24 protein-coding genes are annotated in these 21,326 nt (G+C 33.8%); 21 read left to right on the top strand and 3 right to left on the bottom strand.

Features of this window, described 5'->3' with window-relative positions; all coding sequences use genetic code 11:
- Positions 1-149 precede the first annotated feature (149 nt).
- From AC6CHR_RS18455 to AC6CHR_RS18445, 3 genes are all read left to right on the top strand, one after another.
- On the top strand, positions 150-659 hold the full coding sequence (locus AC6CHR_RS18455) for a YcxB family protein (protein ID WP_498250476.1): 510 nt from the start codon (positions 150-152) through the stop codon (positions 657-659).
- A gap of 198 nt (positions 660-857) precedes the next feature.
- On the top strand, positions 858-1,352 hold the full coding sequence (locus AC6CHR_RS18450; RefSeq protein WP_498250502.1) for a general stress protein: 495 nt from the start codon (positions 858-860) through the stop codon (positions 1,350-1,352).
- Between the two features lie 48 nt (positions 1,353-1,400).
- Positions 1,401-1,580 carry a diguanylate cyclase domain-containing protein gene (locus tag AC6CHR_RS18445; RefSeq protein ID WP_498250475.1) on the top strand — a complete coding sequence of 60 codons (180 nt, stop codon included), beginning with the start codon at positions 1,401-1,403 and terminating at the stop codon, positions 1,578-1,580.
- A 596-nt stretch (positions 1,581-2,176) separates the two neighbouring features.
- Here AC6CHR_RS18445 and AC6CHR_RS18440 read toward each other — a convergent pair.
- On the bottom strand, positions 2,177-3,886 hold the full coding sequence (locus AC6CHR_RS18440; RefSeq protein ID WP_498250474.1) for a sensor histidine kinase: 1,710 nt from the start codon (positions 3,884-3,886) through the stop codon (positions 2,177-2,179).
- A 1-nt stretch (position 3,887) separates the two neighbouring features.
- Positions 3,888-5,444: a response regulator transcription factor gene (locus AC6CHR_RS18435; protein ID WP_498250473.1), complete on the bottom strand. Its 1,557-nt coding sequence runs from the start codon at positions 5,442-5,444 to the stop codon at positions 3,888-3,890.
- A gap of 194 nt (positions 5,445-5,638) precedes the next feature.
- Here AC6CHR_RS18435 and AC6CHR_RS18430 point away from each other — a divergent pair, with 194 nt between their 5' ends.
- The 3 genes from AC6CHR_RS18430 (at position 5,639) to AC6CHR_RS18420 (ending at position 9,235) form a co-directional block, all read left to right on the top strand.
- Positions 5,639-7,321, top strand: a complete 1,683-nt coding sequence (locus AC6CHR_RS18430) for an extracellular solute-binding protein (RefSeq protein ID WP_498250472.1) — start codon at positions 5,639-5,641, stop codon at positions 7,319-7,321.
- Positions 7,322-7,471: 150 nt separating this feature from the next.
- A complete protein-coding gene (locus AC6CHR_RS18425; protein ID WP_498250501.1) occupies positions 7,472-8,326 on the top strand; it encodes an ABC transporter permease in 855 nt (284 codons plus the stop codon).
- A gap of 15 nt (positions 8,327-8,341) precedes the next feature.
- Positions 8,342-9,235, top strand: coding sequence for a carbohydrate ABC transporter permease (locus tag AC6CHR_RS18420; protein ID WP_498250471.1), 894 nt, complete (start codon positions 8,342-8,344; stop codon positions 9,233-9,235).
- A 481-nt stretch (positions 9,236-9,716) separates the two neighbouring features.
- Here AC6CHR_RS18420 and AC6CHR_RS18415 read toward each other — a convergent pair whose 3' ends face one another.
- Positions 9,717-10,502: a GGDEF domain-containing protein gene (locus AC6CHR_RS18415; RefSeq protein ID WP_498250470.1), complete on the bottom strand. Its 786-nt coding sequence runs from the start codon at positions 10,500-10,502 to the stop codon at positions 9,717-9,719.
- 770 nt (positions 10,503-11,272) lie between these two features.
- Between AC6CHR_RS18415 and AC6CHR_RS18410 the strand changes: the two genes are divergently transcribed.
- The 15 genes from AC6CHR_RS18410 (at position 11,273) to AC6CHR_RS18340 (ending at position 21,320) form a co-directional block, all read left to right on the top strand.
- Positions 11,273-12,010 (top strand): YybI family spore inner coat protein, encoded by a 738-nt coding sequence (locus AC6CHR_RS18410; RefSeq protein ID WP_498250500.1) that lies wholly within the window; start codon positions 11,273-11,275, stop codon positions 12,008-12,010.
- Positions 12,011-13,073: 1,063 nt separating this feature from the next.
- The gene (locus tag AC6CHR_RS18405; RefSeq protein WP_498250469.1) at positions 13,074-13,295 is read left to right on the top strand and encodes a hypothetical protein; all 222 of its coding nucleotides are present in this window, start codon (positions 13,074-13,076) and stop codon (positions 13,293-13,295) included.
- A gap of 271 nt (positions 13,296-13,566) precedes the next feature.
- Complete coding sequence (locus AC6CHR_RS18400) at positions 13,567-14,274, top strand: hypothetical protein (protein ID WP_498250468.1); 708 nt, start codon at positions 13,567-13,569, stop codon at positions 14,272-14,274.
- 366 nt (positions 14,275-14,640) lie between these two features.
- Positions 14,641-15,438, top strand: coding sequence for a peptidoglycan-binding protein (locus tag AC6CHR_RS18395; protein ID WP_498250467.1), 798 nt, complete (start codon positions 14,641-14,643; stop codon positions 15,436-15,438).
- Positions 15,439-15,643: 205 nt separating this feature from the next.
- Positions 15,644-16,189, top strand: a complete 546-nt coding sequence (locus AC6CHR_RS18390) for a helix-turn-helix domain-containing protein (protein WP_498250466.1) — start codon at positions 15,644-15,646, stop codon at positions 16,187-16,189.
- A complete protein-coding gene (locus tag AC6CHR_RS18385) occupies positions 16,182-17,120 on the top strand; it encodes an alpha/beta hydrolase (protein WP_498250465.1) in 939 nt (312 codons plus the stop codon). The genes AC6CHR_RS18390 and AC6CHR_RS18385 overlap by 8 nt, the downstream gene beginning before the upstream one ends.
- Before the next feature lie 524 nt (positions 17,121-17,644).
- Positions 17,645-18,031 (top strand): hypothetical protein, encoded by a 387-nt coding sequence (locus AC6CHR_RS18380; RefSeq protein WP_498250464.1) that lies wholly within the window; start codon positions 17,645-17,647, stop codon positions 18,029-18,031.
- A 163-nt stretch (positions 18,032-18,194) separates the two neighbouring features.
- Positions 18,195-18,605, top strand: a complete 411-nt coding sequence (locus tag AC6CHR_RS18375; RefSeq protein WP_498250463.1) for a hypothetical protein — start codon at positions 18,195-18,197, stop codon at positions 18,603-18,605.
- Between the two features lie 40 nt (positions 18,606-18,645).
- The gene (locus AC6CHR_RS18370; protein WP_498250462.1) at positions 18,646-18,867 is read left to right on the top strand and encodes a hypothetical protein; all 222 of its coding nucleotides are present in this window, start codon (positions 18,646-18,648) and stop codon (positions 18,865-18,867) included.
- 82 nt (positions 18,868-18,949) lie between these two features.
- Positions 18,950-19,609, top strand: a complete 660-nt coding sequence (locus tag AC6CHR_RS18365) for a hypothetical protein (protein ID WP_498250461.1) — start codon at positions 18,950-18,952, stop codon at positions 19,607-19,609.
- Between the two features lie 180 nt (positions 19,610-19,789).
- Positions 19,790-19,927 carry a hypothetical protein gene (locus tag AC6CHR_RS18360; RefSeq protein ID WP_498250460.1) on the top strand — a complete coding sequence of 46 codons (138 nt, stop codon included), beginning with the start codon at positions 19,790-19,792 and terminating at the stop codon, positions 19,925-19,927.
- Between the two features lie 10 nt (positions 19,928-19,937).
- A complete protein-coding gene (locus tag AC6CHR_RS18355; RefSeq protein ID WP_498250459.1) occupies positions 19,938-20,297 on the top strand; it encodes an immunity protein CdiI family protein in 360 nt (119 codons plus the stop codon).
- A gap of 30 nt (positions 20,298-20,327) precedes the next feature.
- Positions 20,328-20,660: a hypothetical protein gene (locus AC6CHR_RS18350; RefSeq protein WP_498250458.1), complete on the top strand. Its 333-nt coding sequence runs from the start codon at positions 20,328-20,330 to the stop codon at positions 20,658-20,660.
- Positions 20,657-21,103, top strand: a complete 447-nt coding sequence (locus AC6CHR_RS18345) for a hypothetical protein (protein ID WP_498250457.1) — start codon at positions 20,657-20,659, stop codon at positions 21,101-21,103. The genes AC6CHR_RS18350 and AC6CHR_RS18345 overlap by 4 nt, the downstream gene beginning before the upstream one ends.
- 43 nt (positions 21,104-21,146) lie before the next feature.
- Positions 21,147-21,320, top strand: a complete 174-nt coding sequence (locus tag AC6CHR_RS18340) for a hypothetical protein (RefSeq protein ID WP_498250456.1) — start codon at positions 21,147-21,149, stop codon at positions 21,318-21,320.
- Positions 21,321-21,326 lie beyond the last annotated feature (6 nt).

The following is a 21,326-nucleotide window of genomic DNA, read 5'->3' as shown; positions in this document are numbered from 1 at the left end:
TTGAATAAAATGTACATAAATAATCATCATGATGAACGAGGAAGGTCTGTATGTCTTACCCTTCCTCGTTCTTTTTAACAATAAGAAAGAAATCCACAGGTTATACACATATTCTTAAATCTACATAGTAATTTAATAAGGAGATATCAATGGATATAAGATACAGCTTAACAGAAGAAGATTATTTAAACTTTAATATGTTTCACGTTAAAAATTCAAAAACGGTTAAAAGAGCATTGAATATGCAAAGATTCTTAACGCCTATCCTCTTTATCTTGGCATCTTTTATCCTTTCAAAAGTCGGGAACATGTCTATTCTTGGATTATTTATTACATTTTTAGTAGTGGGTATTCTGTGGATGATTTTCTATCCAAGATATTTCTATTCTTACGTTATCCGAAATACGAAGAAAATGATAAAAGAGGGAAAGAACGATGGCTTATTAGGTGAACATCATATGATTTTGTCAGAAGAGGGGATAGTTGATTCGACTTCTAATGGTGAAACAAAAGTAACTTGGTCGGGTATTCAATCTTTAAGTGAGGATAAATATAACATCTATCTTTATAACAGCTCAGTAAGTGCATACATACTTCCAAAAAAAGAGTTAGATGATGTTGAGGAAATAAAAACTTACCTTAAATCAAAATTGAGATAAATAGATTAATTTTCTTGTATTGCTAAAAGTGCATTTCTTTGTGAGGATGCATTTTTGCTATCGTTGCAAATGAGAAAAAGGAACAAGTATAAAGTGAGTTTAGCCAAACTATGAGGTAGATTATTTATTGATGAGAGGAGATCAGAGTTGAGAAAGCATGTAGAGAAGAGGCTTTCCTATTTATATACAGGTGAATCAATGGCGGTTGTCAGCTTTATTATTGTCAGTTTTTTGGTTAATAAGGCTTATCCACAATTACAATTATACTTACTTGCTTCTTTTTGGCTTTCATTTTTTCTTTTGGAGCTTCTTTTAGTGCAAGGAAGTATCTATTGGTATTCAAAATGGAGACGATTAAAAAGTGAAAAGACATCTGTAACGCCAATACGAATGGTTCAGCGATTAAAAAAAGGACAGAAGTGGAATATTGGCTTAATAATTGTCCCGCCTTTTATGTTCGTAATCGACTTTCTTAAATGGTATCCTTCACTGCCCATAGGTGGATTGACTATTTCAGGATTTATTTACCTATTTGCGATACTTGAATATATTAACTATTTTCATATTCAGCTTTCATACGATAATTCTTCTGATATCAGGTATCTTCTAAAGTCAAAAAGGTTAAAACAGGCATGTTTAAGTAAAGACTTTGAGAGAGTGGAGGGAAGTAAAGGAACCGAAGGAGTTAAGTAAGATGAGATTGAAGCAAGTGACTGTCGCAAATGGACTGATATTAACGCTATGATCATCTTTTTTACTATCACGAATTTATTTACTATAACAATTGCACACCTTTTCGTAATACTGGGAGTATTTGTTTACCATGATGGAGAAGATATAGAAACTTTGTTACGTCATGCTGATATTGCACTTTATCAAGCTAAAAAGAACGGGAAAAGAAACTTTCAATTTTATAAATAGAAAAGGACTTTTGGGCTTATTTGCATGGAAAAAGAGTGATAGATTCGCTAAAAATAATCGGCCTCTTGTAAAATAATATGTTTCCTAACACGAGTGAAATTTGGAGTATCCAATAATTTTTATCGTTTTTTTGTGAAAAAAGCGATAAAAAGTTATTTAAGGAAAGGAATAGGTATCTCTAGTGAGATTTCCTTTCTTTCGATTTGAATCTCACTTAACTAGAAAAATTTATAAACAAGAATAAATAGAAGTTTCATCACTGTATTAAGTTTAATTGCAATTGATACGGGGATTGTGTGTTTGAAAATGAGTGGACCAATGGCTTTGGAACTTTCGTTAAAAGAGGGGAAAATATTAATTGAACATCAGCTTACATTCAGTGGGAAATGCATTTCTTTTCCACAATCATCACAATAGCTAGCGTTCTAGCGTTGTTGACTCTTGTGTTCAGAAGGAAAAACACCTCCAAAATCGATTAGATATCTAATAAACGATTCAGGAGATGTTTTATCTCATTTTACGGGTCACACTAAACAAAAGTGAGAGGTCCTTTTTACAAGCTGAAAAAATATCGTAAGGCATCTAATCAATAGTTCTTACCGTCTTTTAGGAATGGTGAGGATTACTGTTGTTCCTACATTTATTTTGCTCTGATAAGCTAAACCAAACTTTTGACCGTAAGAAAGTTGTACGCGGTGGTGGACATTCCGTACTCCATATCCTTTTGTTTTGTTGGTTAAAATTGTTTTTAGCTTCTCAGGGTCTATTCCACAACCATTATCAGATACTGTGAAAATCAAGTTATCCTCATTTTGTTTGCCTGATATCATTAAAACCCCTTTACCGGGCGTTTCTTTGTGGTCAATCCCATGATTGATGGCATTTTCTACTAACGGCTGTAAAAGAAGATTAATCATCGTGTAATCAAGGATATCCTTCTCTACTTCGCAATGAATTTCAAATGAATAGGAATGCATCATTCGTTGAATTTGAATATAAGAAGTTGTATTTTCGAGTTCATCTTTGACAGAGATGATACTTTTTCCTTGATTCAACGTCGTACGGTAAAATGATGAAAGGTATTGAGCCATTTGACTAATATCCTCTTGATCGGCCATAATTGCCTTGCTGTTGATCAGAGACAGACTGTTATAGAAAAAATGAGGGTTAATTTGGGCTTGTAATGCTTTCATCTCATATTCTTGACGAGCGATTTTACTTTTGTATACTTCATTAATCATGGTTTGTAATTTATGAACCATATTTCCAAATTTTTGAATTAAGTTACCGATTTCGTCAGAGGCAGTGTTGGTTACAGTTACGACCAATTCCCCTTTTTCAATCTGTTCCATATTTTTTGATAGCATGATTAACGGCCGGACTACCACTTTTGATAGAAAATAGATTGATAGAAACAAGATTACAATTGAAGAAAGTACGACGATGAAAAATGTGAGTTCAAGTTCATAAGAAGAGGCAGAGACTGTACCTTTCGGACGATATAGATATGCTGTCCAGTTATAGGGTGTAAGTTCAGCTTTCTTATATATGTACTGTTCTTCTAAGGAATATTCGCTTAATCGTTTTAGCAATTCGTTTTCTGTTAGCGCAAAAGAGATATTCTTTTGTGAAAATTTATTTATTTGGAACACAGGCAGATCATTTTCATCAAGAATAATTAATCCGTAGTTGTTTTCATATAAGTTGGACATTGATTCAAACACATTTCCATAATCGATATCCATGTAAACAATATTAGTCGTATTATGATGACGATCAAATAATTGGCTAGCAACCTCGAATGTCTCCTTTTTAGCAGATACTATTAATTTGGGTGTGGTCGCTTTCGTAATACTTTCAAACCAACTGTATTGTTCAATATTTGATAAGGGACGAAGGCTCTCACCGTGTGAATGCATTTTATTATTACTATATATCGTAATTCTATTGATGTCCGTTTGTAGAAATTTTGAAGTATTTAATAGAGGATCTAGTGTATAGTGATAGAATAAAAACATTTCATAGTTATTGTCATAATTAGATGTAACTCCTCTTTTTACATCTTCATTCCAAACTATATGATTCATAGCATCAAAGTAAGAATTTACTTTATAATCAAGACTGGAGATTGCCTGATTAAGAGATTCATCTAACACTTCATTTTCGCGTGTAATGAATAAATGTTGAATTTGATTATACCAAAAGCTTCCCAATGTAATGACTGGGAGTAGACTTGCTAGTAAACAGATAAATAAAATTTTATTTCTGAATTTTAAGTTCTCGAACCAGACTTTTATTTTGAGCATATTAAGAATTCTCTTTCATGTTTCGATCCATTTGACGGTATTTTTCTGGACTTGCTCCGAAATGTTCACGAAAACTACGAACGAAGTATGAAAGATTTTGATAGCCTACAAGATGACATATATCATTCACTTTCATATTCGTACTATGGAGTAGATCTTTTGCTATTTCCATCCTTAGATTTTTAATATATTTATTGAGTCCGTAACCTGTTTCTTGAATGAATATTTCACTTAAATATCCAGGTGATAAGTACACTTGTTCAGACAATAAATTCAAGCTTAGGTCTTCTTGATAATGTTCGTGTATATATTGTTTTACGATTTGGATAACATGTTTTGGAGATTTTTTTTCTTGATGTAATCTGTTGGTGATTTCATTTTGAATCGGAATCAAAATTTCTTCTATATTAGAAAAATGATGACAAGAATATATAGCTTCCATTGTTTTATTAATTGTTCTTTTATCGTATAAGGGTAGATCATGACAAAGCATTTGTAATAGCTTTGAAAATAAAAAACGCACATATATATGGGATATATCTAAATTTGAACGGTACTTTTCGAACAAAAAATTCATATTTTGTCTAAAACTAGCGATATCTGCAAATTTAATGGCATTTTGTATGGCATGCAGTAGGTCATCATCTGTTTCGGGATATTTTTTACTTTCGATTGATGTTGCTTCTTTTGGATATACATAGATGTCAGAATAGAAAAAGCGGTCCTCTATATATTTTTCCATCTCCTCGTATAATCCAGGCATTTCATATGGAGCTGAGAGTTCATTACTGATTGATATAAAACAGTTTATACGATACTCTAAATGGATTTTTTTTTGTATTTTTGTTGCGATCTGTTGAGTGTTTAATGAGTTATCCCGATTTTTCTTTATTAATAATATAATCTGAAAAGGATTAAGATTTAAAAAGTCGCAAGAAAAGTTTGGTATAGCTTTCTCGATTTGTTGGTAAAAGAAAAGAGTGTCTTTTTCCTTAGGAAGTCGATCGAAAAAAGGTTCATCAAACTGTATTAAAATCATTTGAGAATATTCACTTAAATAGGCGAAATTTATGGAAGGGTATTCATTTTTAAGCTTTTCCAAAGGAGTCCTATTTATAAGACGATAGAGAATATGGGTTTTAAGAAGCTCATTATTTGTTTCTATTTGTGCTCGTTCTTTCTCCTGAGTTTTGATATTTTGGATGACTGAACAAAGTGTTTGTTGAAATTCATCAGGTTTTACTGGTTTCAAAATATAATCAACAGCTCTTAATGAAAGAGCTTTTTTTATAAAGTTAAAATCATCATGACCACTAAAAAAGATCGTTTGAATAGTAGGATAAAGTTCTCTTGCTTTTGTAGCTAACTCAATCCCATCTATAAAAGGCATTTTAATATCTGTAAATAAAATATTTATAGGTTGTTTTCCTAACTGAATAAGAGCCTCTTTTCCATTGTTTGCTTCAATTATATCAAGTTGAAAACGGTATTTAGATAGAAGAAAACGAATGACGTTTCGTTCATCTTTTTCGTCATCTACAATTAAAATTCGATACATATTTTTGCCTCCAAGATATAATATTTGTTCATTATATCATTAGAGGTTTTTTTAAAACAATTAGAGATAAATGTTCCGGAAAAAAGTACATGAAAACGGTTTATTTAATATTTTTGAAAAACGCTAAAACAATTACAATTAAAGTGTGCCAATGACATGGTTTAAACAAAAAGGGATATACGAGGGGGAGAACAATGAAGAACAACTCATTATTTAAGAGGATTACCATGCTATCTATGGCATCTATTATGACATTTTCTTTAGTGGCATGTGTAGAAAAAGAGCCATCCAATGCAGCGGATTCGGCATCAGAGAATGGAGAAAAGATCATTAAAATGGGGCGAGTAACGTCAGCTAATTCAAAATTACCTGAAGGTGATACCTATGAGGATAATGCCTATATCCGTCTTGTAGAAGAGAAATTAGGTGCGAAAATAGAAAATGCATTTGAAGGTGAAGGAGAAGATTATACGAGACAGGTTGCACTTGCTATCTCTTCTGGAGAACTACCTGATATGATGCGAGTCGATTCAAGAGAAGAATTGAAAGAGTTAGTTGAGAATGGCTTAATAGCAGATTTGACGGATGTTTATGATAAAAATGGCAGCGATTACATCAAAGACATATATGATTCTTATGATGGACGAAGTTTAGAAGATGCATCATTCGACGAGCGACTAATGGCGCTACCAGCAACAATTGGAGATGAAGCTCCTAATATGATTTGGATTAGAAAAGACTGGACGGAAAAGTTAGGATTAGAAATTGATAGTGATGGTGATCGTCTCATCACATTAGATGAATTAGAAAAAACTGCAAAGGCTTTCATAGAAAATGATCCTGGGGAAACGGGCAATCCTATCGGAATCCCTATGGCTTACTGGTTAAATTCTGGAAGCTATGGAGGCTCTGCCCTTAATATGACATCAATTGCTGGAATATTTAATGCTTATCCTCGATTTTGGTTAGAAGATGAAAATGGAAATATTACGAATGGCTCAATAACAGAGGGAACTAAGCAAGCACTAGGTGTCTTGACTGATTGGTATAAGGAAGGGATTCTTGATCCACAGTTTGGAACTAGAACGTGGGATGACATAATGGCCCTTGTAACAAATGGACAAACAGGTATAGTTACTGGTCCATGGCATATTCCGGACTGGGGATTATCAACTGTAAGAGAAATGGATAAGAATGCAGTTTTCGAAGCTTATGCATTAGAAGATGAAAATGGAAAAGTAAACGTTGCTCACTCGAACCCAACTGGTGCCTTTATCGTTGTCAGAAAAGACTATGAACATCCAGAATTAGCTATTGAGATTTTGAATCTCTTCTATGACGAGTTAGCAAATTCAAAAGACTTAGAAACTGATTATCCAGAAGTTGCAGAATACAAAGAACTTGGTGTTGATGGTTCAACGAGACCGTTTAATATCGAAGTGTTAAAATCAGATAATTTATTATTTGACTATTCGAATATAAAGGGTGCAGTAAACGGTGAGATTGAGATGGGGGAAATCGCTTCATCTGAAGCAAGAGATGCAGCAACCAGTATAATAAAATATACCGAAAATCCTAATGATGCTGATACATCAGATTGGTCAAAATATCACTCTCGAGTGAAAGGGATGGGTTTGATCGATAAACTTACAAAAGAGAATAAATTTAATTGGGTAAATCCAGTGTACTTTGGAAATACGGAGACATTAGAGAAAAAAGGAGCGAACCTTCTTAAATTAGAAGAAGAAGACTTCATTAAAATTGTAACAGGTGCTGAGCCTCTAGAATATTTTGATACCTTTGTATCAAATTGGAAAAGTCAAGGTGGAGATGAAATCATCGCTGAAATCGAAGCAATAATTGCAGAAGAGGAGTAATGAATAAGGGCTGCTTAGCAGTCCTTATTCATTAAGGAGGGAAAATCATTCATTATGAAACCGATAGATCATGCAAATACAAGTATAGAGCCCATCCATCAAAAGATAAAAGGAAGAAAGTTGACTAAAATTGAAGCCTCGTATCATCTTATGCTGTTGCCTGGGATGATCTTTCTATTCATTTTCAGTTATATCCCAATGTTTGGGATCATCATGGCTTTTCAAGATTATATTCCCGCTAAAGGATTGTTAGGTTCTGAATTTGTTGGATTTGATCATTTTACTTATATGTTCTCATTACCTGATATCGGTCAAATATTTTCAAATACAATTGTAATCGCACTTGGGAAAATAGTCTTAGGAACTTTAATGGCAATTGTATTCTCAATTTTATTAAATGAAGTTAGGATTAAACTGTTAAAAAAATCAATTCAAACCGTTGTCTATTTACCTCATTTTTTATCATGGGTTGTATTGGCATCTGTTGTGTTGAATATGTTTAATCTTGATGGAACTGTGAATCAAATTTTAACCTTTTTAGGGTTTGAAAAGCTGAACTTTCTTGGAAGTAATAAGCTATTTCAACCGTTAATTATTGGTACAGATGTTTGGAAGGAATTTGGATTTAATTCCATTGTATACTTAGCTGCAATAACTGCGATAGACCCAGGGCTTCATGAAGCAGCAGGGATTGATGGAGCCAATTGGTGGAAAAGAGTTTTGCACATAACACTACCTGGCATGTTGCCTATAATCCTTCTATTGGCTATTCTAAGTCTCCCTAATATCTTGAATGCTGGTTTTGATCAAATCTACAACCTGTATTCACCCATGGTTTATGAGACAGGAGACATACTGGATACCTATGTATATCGAATTGGGTTAATTGGCCGTGAATATAGCTTTGGTACAGCAGTTGGTTTATTTAAATCATTAATAGGATTAGTTTTAATATTATCAGCAAACAATGCTGCTAAAAAATACACAGATCGAAAGTTATTCTAAGGAGGTAGAGGGGTTGTGGTACAGGATAAAACATTTTCGGGTAGATTAGGTAAGGTATTCATATATGCAATCGTTATATTATTAGGATTAATCTGTCTCCTGCCATTGTGGAACATTGTTGCTATTTCTTTTAGTAGTAGTGAGGCGGTTGCGGCAAATGCCGTAGGTTTAACACCTATAAATTTTACAACAAAGGCATATACGATGATCATGGAAGATGGACAATTTTGGCGCTCATTTTCTATATCCATTCAACGAGTGATTCTTTCACTTATTATTAATATGATAATAATTGTCTTAATGGCATATCCACTTTCTAAATCTAAAAGAAATTTTAGAGGTAGAAATATATATATGAATCTTATTATTTTTGCGATGTTGTTTAATGGAGGCATGATTCCTACTTATTTAGTCGTGAAAAACTTAGATCTCCTAAATACAATATGGTCCTTGGTATTACCCGGAGCAGTCCAGATTTTTAGCATTATTTTGGTAATGAATTTCTTCATAGGTGTACCCAAATCGTTAGAAGAAGCAGCTATTATGGACGGTGCTAACCCATGGCAAGTATTAATAAAGGTTTATATTCCTATCGCATTACCAGCACTAGCTACGGTTGCCTTATTTAGTATTGTTGGAAACTGGAATGACTTTTTTTCAGGATTAATTTACATGACGAAGGTTAGCAATTACCCTTTAATGACTTATATTCAGTCATTATCAATTGATATTCAAGATATGTTAAAAGCAGGTGCAAACTCAAATCAATTGGAAAATATAATGGAAGTTTCAAATAAAAATTTAAACGCTGCAAAAATCGTCATTTCTACTATTCCATTATTATTAATCTATCCAATATTACAGAAATATTTTATCACAGGTATTGTGGTCGGTTCCGTAAAGGAATAGTGACATGTAGTTAGTGCTTGGGTCCAATTAAAAACCTCGCTATGTATTATTCATTCATTAAGAGTAAACAGGGGTGATTTCGTCTACTGGTGATAACTATAAAAAATAAGTATGTAGAAAAGAATCTACACTATTTGAACTATAACCCGAATATTGGACACTTATAAAAAAGTGACCAATATTCGGTTTTTTTATATTCTTAGAAGAAAAACCCGTTTATAATGAAAATAATTAATTTTGACCGTAGAATCTATATAAGTAATAAGAAAAAGGCATGCTTTCTTGAGCGTTCATTTCGCTTATTAGCAGTTGTCACTTAAAGAAATTAAATGATATGAGGAATTTCAAAAGTTTAAGTAGCAATTTAATCTAATTCTACAACTACACCATCGCGCATTCGTTTTTTAGCTTAAGGAACAAACAATAAACATGATGAGAGGGTTCAAGCTAATCCTCATTTGTAAAAAAATTGCATTTTCGCTTATTTACTAAATACCTTTAACTTTATTTCTGCTTTATCTTGATACATTCTTTTATCTGCAAGATTAATTAATTCTAAAAGAGAATGGCTGTCTTTCGGAAACATGGATATACCTCCACTAATACCTAGTTGATAACCGAGATGTATTTCTGTGTTAGATACAGCCTTTTTTATCCTTTTTAACATATGCTCTGAATGAAATTTATCAGTTTGCGGTAACAAAATGATAAATTCATCCCCACCATATCTTGCTACTACATCACTCATTCTTGTTTGACCTTTAATTTGCATTGCGACTTCACGCAATACAATGTCTCCAATCTTATGCCCAAGGGTATCATTAATTTGCTTAAACCCATTTAAATCCAAGAATATAATAGAAAAAGAATGGTTATCTTGTTTAGCAATTTTAAGCTCTTGTTCAAGGATAGTAAGGAAATATTGTTTTGTGAAAAGTTGAGTTTGGGTATCTGTATTAGTCGTCTGAATAAGATAGCGGATGATATTGACCATACCATATGAAAACATAGATATTCCCACTACTATCAAACCTTTACTTAGGAGATTATCAAATGCATCAGGAACATTAAAAAATTCACTCAATAAGTCAAAAAAGGAACCAAGAGAGAAAATGTTTATTCCTATAAATGCTATTAACCATTTTCTTTCTCCGCGATTTACGAAATACAATTTCCAAAAGAAAATCATAATTACGCCAACTGCCAATAATAATATCGATTCAAAAGCTATGTCATTAATATCAAGTTCATCTTTCAGAAGAAACATTTATCTCCAACCTTTTCGATAAATCCTTTGTACTATAATTATAAGTTAATTAGCCTAAAAGTTATAGTGATGATAAGTAAAAAGGCACTTGTATTTTTTGGGTATTATCGATAACTGTTGAGATTTTTTTGACCACACTAAATAAAAGGATTCTGGAAGGCGTTCTCTAGCCTATAGTAAAACAGGTCCACCATAACAACAAATCGAAAATCAGGTTGTCTTATTGGTTTGAAAGAATTGGGATGCAAATCCACTATACTTGAATAAAATTAGTGTGCCGTATTTGATACGGAACCTGCTTTGAAGAACTCTGCTTAACATCTCACGAGGTAGAAACTCGCCATTTGACTAACACGAGGATATTCCTATTGTATTGTCATGCTATTTTTTTCCCTGAAGCTTTTTAAATGGTTAGGTTATTGATATTTTAAGAATCAATTAAACTGTCTAACTTATGTATTTTGACTCAATTATTATTAGGCTTTCAGAGGGACAAAAACCTGTCCCCTGTCATGGTACAAAATCCTCGCTGCATATAATTCTATATTGTAGATAATGGAAAGAGGCAGGTGAGGATAGTGAACTCAAATTATTTTAGTCATGCAATGGATTACTACAAGGTGAAAATTCAGGAAACAAATGATCCCTTCTATTGGTACCAATTAGCGGATACACAAGCAAGAGCGGGATATACACAAGAAGCACTTCACACAATTTCTAAGGCATTATCATTACCAAATAGAGACTCTTCAAAACAACAACTTTTAACTATGCAAGCATGGCTTCAGTCTCATGTGTATCGAGAAACATCTCAACAGAAAACAATTGTGGCTTTAGAGCATGGTGATATTGACGGTGACGGAATCATCGACAAGGTGTTTCTTACCGCAAACAAAACACCTGATAGTCCTTTTTGGCAAAATATCACGCTTGTCAGCCAAAATGGGAAAACGGGCCAATACATGGAAACACCATTGAAGGAAAACGCAGGCTATAACCCGACCCTGTTCCTTGGTGATTTCACTGGGGACAAAGTGGATGATATCTTAGTAGTCATTGATACAGGCGGAAGTGGCGGTGCAATTTATGCGTTTATCTTTACTTCTATAAGTGGTGAGTTGAAGGAGATTTTTACTTCAGATCAATTTAATGAAAAATATCAATATGATGTGAACTACGAAAATGACTACAAAGCAAATGTTATCAGTCATAACTTAAGAGAAAAGTATGTTCTTGATCTTACTTATAAGGGGAAGGAGTATTTATCTGAAATTTATAATGCGAACGGTCAGTTGAAGGAACCGATCCAAGGATGGGTGAATCCTTTATCTGGCTTGTATCCAATTGACTTTAATCGGGATGGGACGTATGAGCTTGAAGCCTATCAGCGGATAGCGGGGAGGTATAATGCTGATGGACTTGGATTTGTCGAGACTGTATTGAAGTGGAATGGGCAGGGTTTTGGTGTTGAAAGGCAGAATGTTGCTGTTGTTGGAGGGAAGGTGTAGCTGTAGGGTGCCTATGTTACCAACCAAATTTTTCGAAATGCGTGTAGCTCCTGAGCAACCAGATTGTGTGGTTGTTCTTTTTTCCTATTTTATGAGAATATCCTTCTTTCCTTTTATGAAACGTCGAGGGTAGAATAGATGGTTTTTTTGCTGTGATCTTGAGTAAGGCTTTTAGGTTATCATCTGCTGATTAAGGAAGTGACAACTTGATTTAATGTCTGCCTCTTCCTGAAGGTAGATCGATACTTGAATTTGGATTAGCTGGGAAAAAGAAAGCAGGAGAGGTAACTACATAATTTGATACCTTGAATATTACCCTGCAGTTTGAACGATTGTCCAAGAAGGACAACCGTCAAAATCCCAACTATCAAACAAGACAAAAAGGCATGCTGGATTAGATGGGAGTTAAGGAACTTGGCAACCTCGATCAAAAATAAGCGTCATCCTTAATAGAATTCGTTAAGAAAGAGGCTGAGGGCTTTTTTGTGAGTGTATCACTGGGCGATATAGCTTCCGTATGCATTGAAAAATTCCATATTAAATAGAATAGGAGGTCGGATATGCGATATGGATATGCGAAATGATATACAATCAAATGAACGAGCTTCTCTTCCAAGGAAGTTGCAGAAGAAGTGGTGTTTGCATGAAACCTTACTGTTCGAGAAGTTGGGTAAATCTAATAGAGAAATCGAATATGAGTTTTAAAAAGATGGGGATAGGTCATCTTTTTGTTCAATCCGACATCGAAGCGCATATAGCGTCACGCGATACGGACAAGCCCATAGGCGATACAGCTTAAGATCCGAAGGAACAAATGAAACAGAGGTAGCGATACCTGATACATACGACAATTCACCCCACAATCTCAATCTGTTAAGAGAGATCTTAACGTTTTTAGCTAATGATGCTCATAGGAAAATGGAATAAATATCCAACTGACAACAAATGGTGTGTGTCAGCCCCAGCAAGATCATCAAGTTTAAGTGTATCGTTTCGTATCGCCAGGCGATATAGCTTCCGAATTCATAAAAAAATTCATATTTAATAGAAAAGGAGGTCCGATATGCGAAAAGATCTACAATCAAATGAACGAGCTTTCTCTTCCAAAGAAGTGGAGTTTGCATGCAACACACACTATTCGAAAGTATATCCAAATCTAAGAGAGAAATGGAATATGAAATTAGATGACGATAGGCTATCTGTTCAATCCGACATCGAATTGCTAAGTGCTTATAGCGTCACGCGATACATAGAGACCATGTGTATCATCAAAAGGAAAGATTAAAAGGAACCAATAAAACAGAGATAGCGATATCCGATACATATGACAATTCACCCCACAATCCCAATCTAATAAAAGAGCTCTTAACATTTTTATCTAATGAACTCGTAGTGAGATGAAATGAATGTCCAACTGATAACCGATATATCTCAGCTTAAAACAACGGTTTTAAGCTCCAACAAGATCGTCATGTTAGAAGTGTTTCGTATCGTGGGGCGATATATCTTGCGAATTTATGAAAAAACCTTCATATTTAATAGAAAGGAGGTCCGATATGCGAAATGATATACAAACAAATGAACGAGCTTTTACTTCAAAGGAAGTGGCAGAAGAAGTGGGGATTGCGACACCCACTGTTCGAAAGTATGGCCAAATTCTAGAGCGAAATGGATATGAATTTTTAAAAGATGGTGATAGGCGTATCTTTGTTCAATCCGACATCAAAGCGCTTATAGCGTTACGCGATACGGACAAGCCCCTAGACGATACAGCTAAAGACCTTGTGTATCTACAAAAGGAAAGATTAGAAGGATCCAATGAAACAGAGATTGCGACATCCGATACATATGACAATTTACCCCGCGATCCTAATCAATTAAAAGAGTTTTTAACATTTTTATCCAATGAACTTGCAGCCACACGTGAAATGAATGTCCAACTGACAAACGATATATCTCAGCTTAAAACAACGGTTTCCCGGCTCCAGCAAGATCATCATATTATAGGATCTAGTATTGGAAATTCAGCGCAAAAAACTCATGCTAAACTTGAAAAGATAACTGAACAACAAAAGGTCCATTACGAAACATTGTTACAACAAGAAAAGCAAAAAAGTGAATTCTTACAAAAAGAAATACAAAATATGCGAGACGAACAGAAAAAAGAATGGCGTTCACAAAATGATTTTAATAATCGATTAGAAGAAACGATACAAAAGCCTAAAGAAAATTGGGGGAGGCTTTTCTCCATATTCCGTAAATAAGGTGCCTATTTGAGGCTCCTTTTTTGTTTACTTGTGTTTATTTTTCAGTTTTTAACATTTTATATGGAGGCCAGTAGCAAAATTCGATTCTTTTCCCTGTTTATTCCCTTGCATAACCGATACTTGTTCATTGTTATAAACAAGATCCAGGTATTCTTGTATTCGATTTTAGAGATTAATTGCAAGGTGTCTAGTAGAATTTGCACCAAAACCACTATAAAAAAGGAAGGATTTAACAATTGCAACGATATATTACATAACCTTACAATAATCTAGTACCTTAGATTTGTTTTCCTTCTCTATCCCTACAAGATTAATAGAATCACGAATAGTCTAGTGGTAGTAATAGACGAGGAGGAAAAAAACATGAATAGAAAATTGTATACTGTGATCACAGCTCTTGTATTCATAATAGGAGTTATGATCCCAATCAAAGGTGAAGCAACAGTGGGTGATCGCACACTTGCTAAAGGTATGAGTCATAGTGATGTAAAGGAGCTACAAGAACTATTAATGGCAAAAGGAGTCTTTCCATATCACGAGGCTACAGGCTACTTCGGTCCGATTACAGAAGCATCGGTGAAACAATTTCAGGAACAATCGAGAATAAAGATCGATGGAATTGCAGGTCATCAAACAAATCAGAAAATAAAGGTACTTCGGAATGGAGATATCGGTAAACCTGTCGCGAATTTACAACGTTTGTTAAAGGCATGGGGAGTATATACTTCATCAGTTGATGGGATATATGGCAACGGGACGAAGCTTGCTGTTTCTGCTTTTCAAAAGCAAAAAGGTTTAACCATTGATGGCATTGCTGGTCCAAGGACATTTACGAAATTGTATGAACGAGAAAATCAAGTTAGTCAAAATGTAAAGGAATTAACTGTTTCTAGTACAGCTTATACAGCAAGCTGTGAGGGATGTTCTGGAACAACGAGAATGGGAATAAATTTAAATACATATGATGATGGGAAAGTAATTGCAGTCGACCCTAATGTTATTCCTTTAGGATCAATAGTTGAAGTTGAAGGGTACGGACAAGCTATTGCTGCTGATACCGGTGGAGCTATAGATGGCAATGAAATTGATGTGTTTATAGCAAATGAAGAGGATGCTTTAACATGGGGGAAAAAGCAAGTGAAAGTAAGAGTAATCGAATAATTCCTAAAATAGGGTTTTAGCGTTTAAGCTAAATCCTATTTTTTCGTTTTAACTTATTTTTATTGTCAGTTAGATAGTAGGTAGCGATAATTATAAGCCCTAACATATCTGTATCAAGAAGAAAACATTGTATAAAAGATAAGTTTGCTCTTTATTATCATTTTTGATAATATTATAAAAAATGATAATAAGGGAGTCAGCAATTATGAATAAATTAGAAACAATTCTTCATCCAGTTCGTTTTAAAATAATCCAAGTTTTCCTTGATGGACAAAGCAAAACTGCGAAAAAGTTGTATAAGGAATTGAAAGATATTCCACAAGCATCTTTGTATAGACAATTAGATGCACTTGTGAAAGCAGAGGTTTTAATCATAACGGAAGAAAATCCAATTCGTGGAACGGTAGAAAAAAAATATTCTTTAAATATTTCTGCTGTGAACATGACAAACAATGAATTAAAGGAACTTACAAAAGAAGAACACCTCCAATATTTTATGATTTTCACTGCTCAACTAACAAAAAACTTAGAAAACTATTTGCAAAAGGATGATATTGATTTTCAACGAGATGGGGTTAGCTATAGTCAAGTTGCATTGCATCTTTCAGATGAAGAGTTTCTCGATTTTGCCAAAGATATAGGTAAGGTGTATGGAAAATACATAAAAAATCCTCCTTCATTAAAGAGAAAAAGGAAAATGATTTCAAATATAATCATACCCGAAAACGAAAGGGGAGCCGAAAATGAATAAGAGCAGTGAAGTAACCATTCAAGCCACTTATCCATTAAGTGGAACATTAACGTTCCCCAACGAAGCTAGAAAGAATTCCCCTGCGGTGTTAATCATATCAGGATCAGGTAAATGGGATCGAGATGGTAATATGAATAAAATGGAAATGAATTTATATAAAGAACTAGCACATTTTTTAACATCAAATGGTTTTGTGACACTGAGATATGATAAAAGAGGAACTTATCAAAGTGGAGGAAACTACCTTGAAACCGGGTTATACGACTTAATCGATGATGCTACAGAATGTGTAAACTTTTTAAAAATCCATCCGAAAGTGGATAACGAAAAGATATTCATCTTAGGTCATAGTGAAGGTGCACTTATTACCCCAGCGGTTTATAAAAAAGCACCTGTTTCTGGATTGATTTTACTTGCTGGTGCAGCTAAACCTTCTAGAGAATTGTTAGCTAGGCAAAATGAAAAAGCTTATGCTGAAATGAATCAAACAAGGGGTATTAAGGGTTTACTTTTTAGAACATTCAAAGTAGCAGAAAAAGCAAGGAAGCAAAACGAGAAAATACTTACAAAGGTTGCCGAATCTGATAAGGCAGTAATGAGAGTTCAAGGTGTAAAAATAAACGCTAAATGTTTGAGAGAGACTTTATCCTATAATGTTTGCCATTATTTTAATGAAGTGAACTGTCCTATTTTAGCTATTTCAGGGGCAAAAGATGTTCAAGTACCACCAGAGGACGTCGAGCACATCCCTGAATTGGTTAAAGGGGAAGTTCAATGGTATATTCTTTCTGATATGAACCATTTTTTACGAAAATATAAAGGTCAACACACAATGCTTGGTCAAATGAAAGAATATAAATCACAATTAAATCAGTCCATCGATAGTGATTTGCTTGATGAAATCGGTAAATGGCTGAAAAAAATTAAGTAATATACAGAAGTTGAAAAATCAATCTGATTCGAGAGCCTTACCCCGATTCGGTAATACCTTAATTCAATAGGGACATTATAACAACAACTATGCCTTTTTACTGTTGCAAGACCGAAAATCGTATCGCCTCTACAAACCCAATTTAAAAAGCGACTCAAAAAAACAATAAAATATGAAGGTTTATCAACTCCCATAGTGTCTGTCATAGCTTAGGATACAGAAGAGTATAATTAAGAAGCAAAAAATTACATTGAAAAAATTCACTATAGTATGAAGAGGTGAGTTTATTAATTTTGGATAGTACTTTAAAGCTTGGAGATTAATAATGTAATAGCACCCCTTAATCTTCAGGCATCATAGTAGACTTGTTTAATAATAAACGGCTTGAGGTTTTATTAAAAATATTCGCTTTTTGTTGGCAAATCTATACTCACTATCTTTATAATATGTATAGATGTCAAAAATTAGATAATTGAAAGTGCAAAAGTGAATCCTGCCTATCTACTTTCGATTATTTTAATGGGGTGAATGCAAATATTTTAAAGAGAAAGATACTAACTGCAATTCTTAGTAGTTTACTATTTACACTAATTATTTCCGTAGCTTTGGGCTTTGATGGATTTCTAACTTTATATTATTTAGACTTTATGCTTGTCGTAACATATGGAGTAATTACTTCTCTCATTAGTGATTTGGTATGTAAAAGGATTTTCAAGTCAACACGTACCAGTGAAATTGTATCCTTTTTAGCACATTGCCTTTTCGGTGGACTGTTTAGAGAATTTGGTCTTATTACAGCTATCCTATTTTTTGTTATCGACCGATTGTTAAAAAAGGTAAAAATAAAATGGTGGACTGTTACTATAGCGTTATTCATTGTTACGATCGTATTTATTATTAACATTATTTAAAAAGTACCTCTTATAAAGCTGGTGTTTCTACTATAAGTGGAGACACCTTTTTTGCTATCAGTTAAATAGTTGAAAAAAGTGAGACCAAAATAGTTAGTATTTCGTAGATGAATAGTGAAACATCTTAATTAAGAGGAGAAAAGGAGAAAAGGAGAAAATTGAAATGAGTTTAGCAAGCTATATAGGATGTAATGTAGAAATACCGCTAAGTGATAAAGATTCAGAATATTTAATTATTATCGGCCCTTGTTTCTCGGATGTGTATAACCGGCAAAATGTAAAGAAGTATCAATTCACTACGCCTTTTGTTTATGAGGTATCAAGTGATTGGGGAATTGAGATTTCAGAACACACGAACAATAGAATCTGTGCCGAATCGAAAGAGAAGCTAATCGAACTTTGTAAAATCATGGACAGTTATCTTGATAAAGGGGACTTCTTTGAATTGTATAGCTGTTGGGTAGGTGAAGAAGGTGATAAGCGAGTAGGCGAATTAACACTACAACTCAATAAATTTGATATCAACCAAATAGAGATTCCTGAAAAAATGGTAGTACGAATTGAGAAATATTAATGGAAACATCTATTATGCGGTTAATAAGGAGAATGTATGAATGATAGTAGCAATTGATGGTTGCTTTCACCAAGTTTTACTATCAGGTAAAAAATGTTCTAAACAGGAATTAATTCAAATGTATATACAAGCAAAAGAACTCACTTCTGATATTCGAAAGATTCCAGAAATTATTTGTCAGCAAAATAATTTTGAGGAATTACCCTATGATTACAATAAAAGGATAGATTTTGTGATTGATACAGATACAGATACGGATTGAATTTATAAACCTTCTTATTAACCTTGAAAATAAAAATTGTCACAATATATAGCAAGATAATTGATAAATGAGGATGAATTTTATGATAAAAAGTAAAAGAATGGTATATCTTGCTCTCATTCCTTTTATTGCATCTATGGCAATAAATTTTCCTTTTCCACACGAAAGTCCTTATGGTGAGACAGTAGTATCGGTATTGAATATACCTGTTCAATCTGCTAATGGATTGCAGTATGTAGGAATGACTTCACTAGTTTTATTGATTACAAGTTTATATATCCTTACCAAATCGGTAAAAAAATATCATGGGCGTGTTGTTTTGCTTGCTATTATAGTTGCTATTTTCACACCACCGATGATTGCTAGTTCTTTTCAAAAAACATTAGCAACAGGTATTTACGCTGTTTCCTATGAGAGTGATCAGAGTAATTGTCATTTTGATATGATTGATGAATCAATATTACATGGGGAATGTGAGCTACCTTTTGAAAATTACAGTAGAAATGATGTGGAATTCTCTATCGAATTCTATGAAAAGTATTATTTCGAAGATGACGTACAGATGGTATCACTCATGAACAATAATACTCCATTAGAGGTGAAGCTAAAGGGTAATGAGAGAAAAATTGTAAAAATCAAGACCGATATAAATGTTTCGAATATAGAAAACCATGTTGAGAGTGGTAGTGCAACATCCATGAATATAATCATTAAGTCAGGAGAAAAAAGCAGAAAACTATGAGGTGGGAATTAAAAAGTACGAATGTATGACATTTAGATGCATAAGTGGAGATTAATAGTTCAATTGAAAGACACCTGCTAGAAAAGGAAGGATATAGAAGTTCAGAAAATGAGTAACATTAATTTTGCATACCATACAGGATGAGTTGGAATGCCTTGGTTGAAGAAGGTGGATTAATCATTGAATTCCTTGGCGATTGATACTGTATTCATTCGAATGGATGATTCTCGTATGGGACTCTTGAAAAATATATCAAAGAGAGACGATGATTGTCTTTACATGGTGGATCTTATGAGGGATTTTAATAAAGAAAATTAATCGGATAGAGGTGAGACACTTGATTTGTTGTTGTGATAGTGGCGTATCAAATAGTTTGAAATTAGAGGGAGACGTAGGAGCAGATCCGATTTGGTGTACTAGCTGTGGTTGCAACCTTGACATAGAAGACGTTCCAATTCCAGCAGAATTAGCGGAGGAATTGTCTAATTGGGCAACAAAATATGGGGAGTGGATCGATTGGGATAGCGATAAATTGCTTCCTAATGGGCTTGAAATGGAAGCTGAATTCAATCAAATTGGAGTCGTTTTATTGGAAGAATTGAAACAAGGAATTGACGATACATATAAAATTAAATTCATTCCCTCAACCAGCGCAAAACATTATACAAATGCAAAACGGATTAAGTAACGACTAAACAACGAAATAGGAGCGGAGTACATGAATACTCAACTGTATTTTGGTGCGGTAAATTATACAGGAAATCATTTGCATGTAGATAATTATAAGGATGAATACACTCCATATGTTGAAGCGATTGCTTGGGAAAGGCAGGATGACTCGATGGATTTATTCTTTGAGGACTTTGTAACGGATCGTGATAGGCAAGAACTATTTGTTAACAACGGATACCATTGTGAAACGTTTAAGGGCGGATATATTGGTAATGTGAAAACGGATGAAGAAGCGTATGCAATGTTCCAGAAATGGGTTGATGAAGTATTGTATCCATATCAAAATAAGGATAAGACTTCGAGTGAGGGAATAGAGTGAAACAAATTAGGCTGATGAACTGGTTAGTAGAAGTTGATGTAGAAAAAACAAAGGAATTCTATAGGGGAAATATTGAGCTTTGCGATTGTTTATACTGCGAAAATTACATGGATACGTGTTCGGAAATAGATCAGACTGTCATGGAGATATTTGCTGTGTTGGGAATTGATCCTAAAAAACCAAGTCATTTATCTGAATTTGGTGAAGTGGAAGATGGAGTACGTTTATATATAGGGAGTTATCATATCGTAGGTAAATTAGTAGAAGGAGAGTTTTGTACAGATTCCGAATGGGATGATCATCATACATATGAAATGAAAAACTACACGTTTGGATTTGAAAAAGAGATACTATTTGTACACGATGATTTTCCTCGGCCTGTTTTGCAAATACAATTCGAAGCTCGAATTCCTTGGGTTTTAAATGAAAGGCCAGGAAACTAATACTGATCGAACTAAACAATTGGCATTATATCGGAGACAATAAATGCTGGAATTAAAAGAATATATATGCACTACTTTCCCTGGACTTGTTTTTAAGCCAAGCCTTTATCAACAATCGAAGATAAGGATTGATTTTGAATTAGCTAAAGGGATTTCTCAAGTTAAAAGCGGGTCAGGCGAGCTGAATTCCGATCATTTTAATCAAGTATATGTTTAAGCACAT

The organism is Metabacillus sp. GQ13 (genome assembly GCF_059758525.1).
This window is presented reverse-complemented; position numbering and strand designations above follow the sequence as displayed.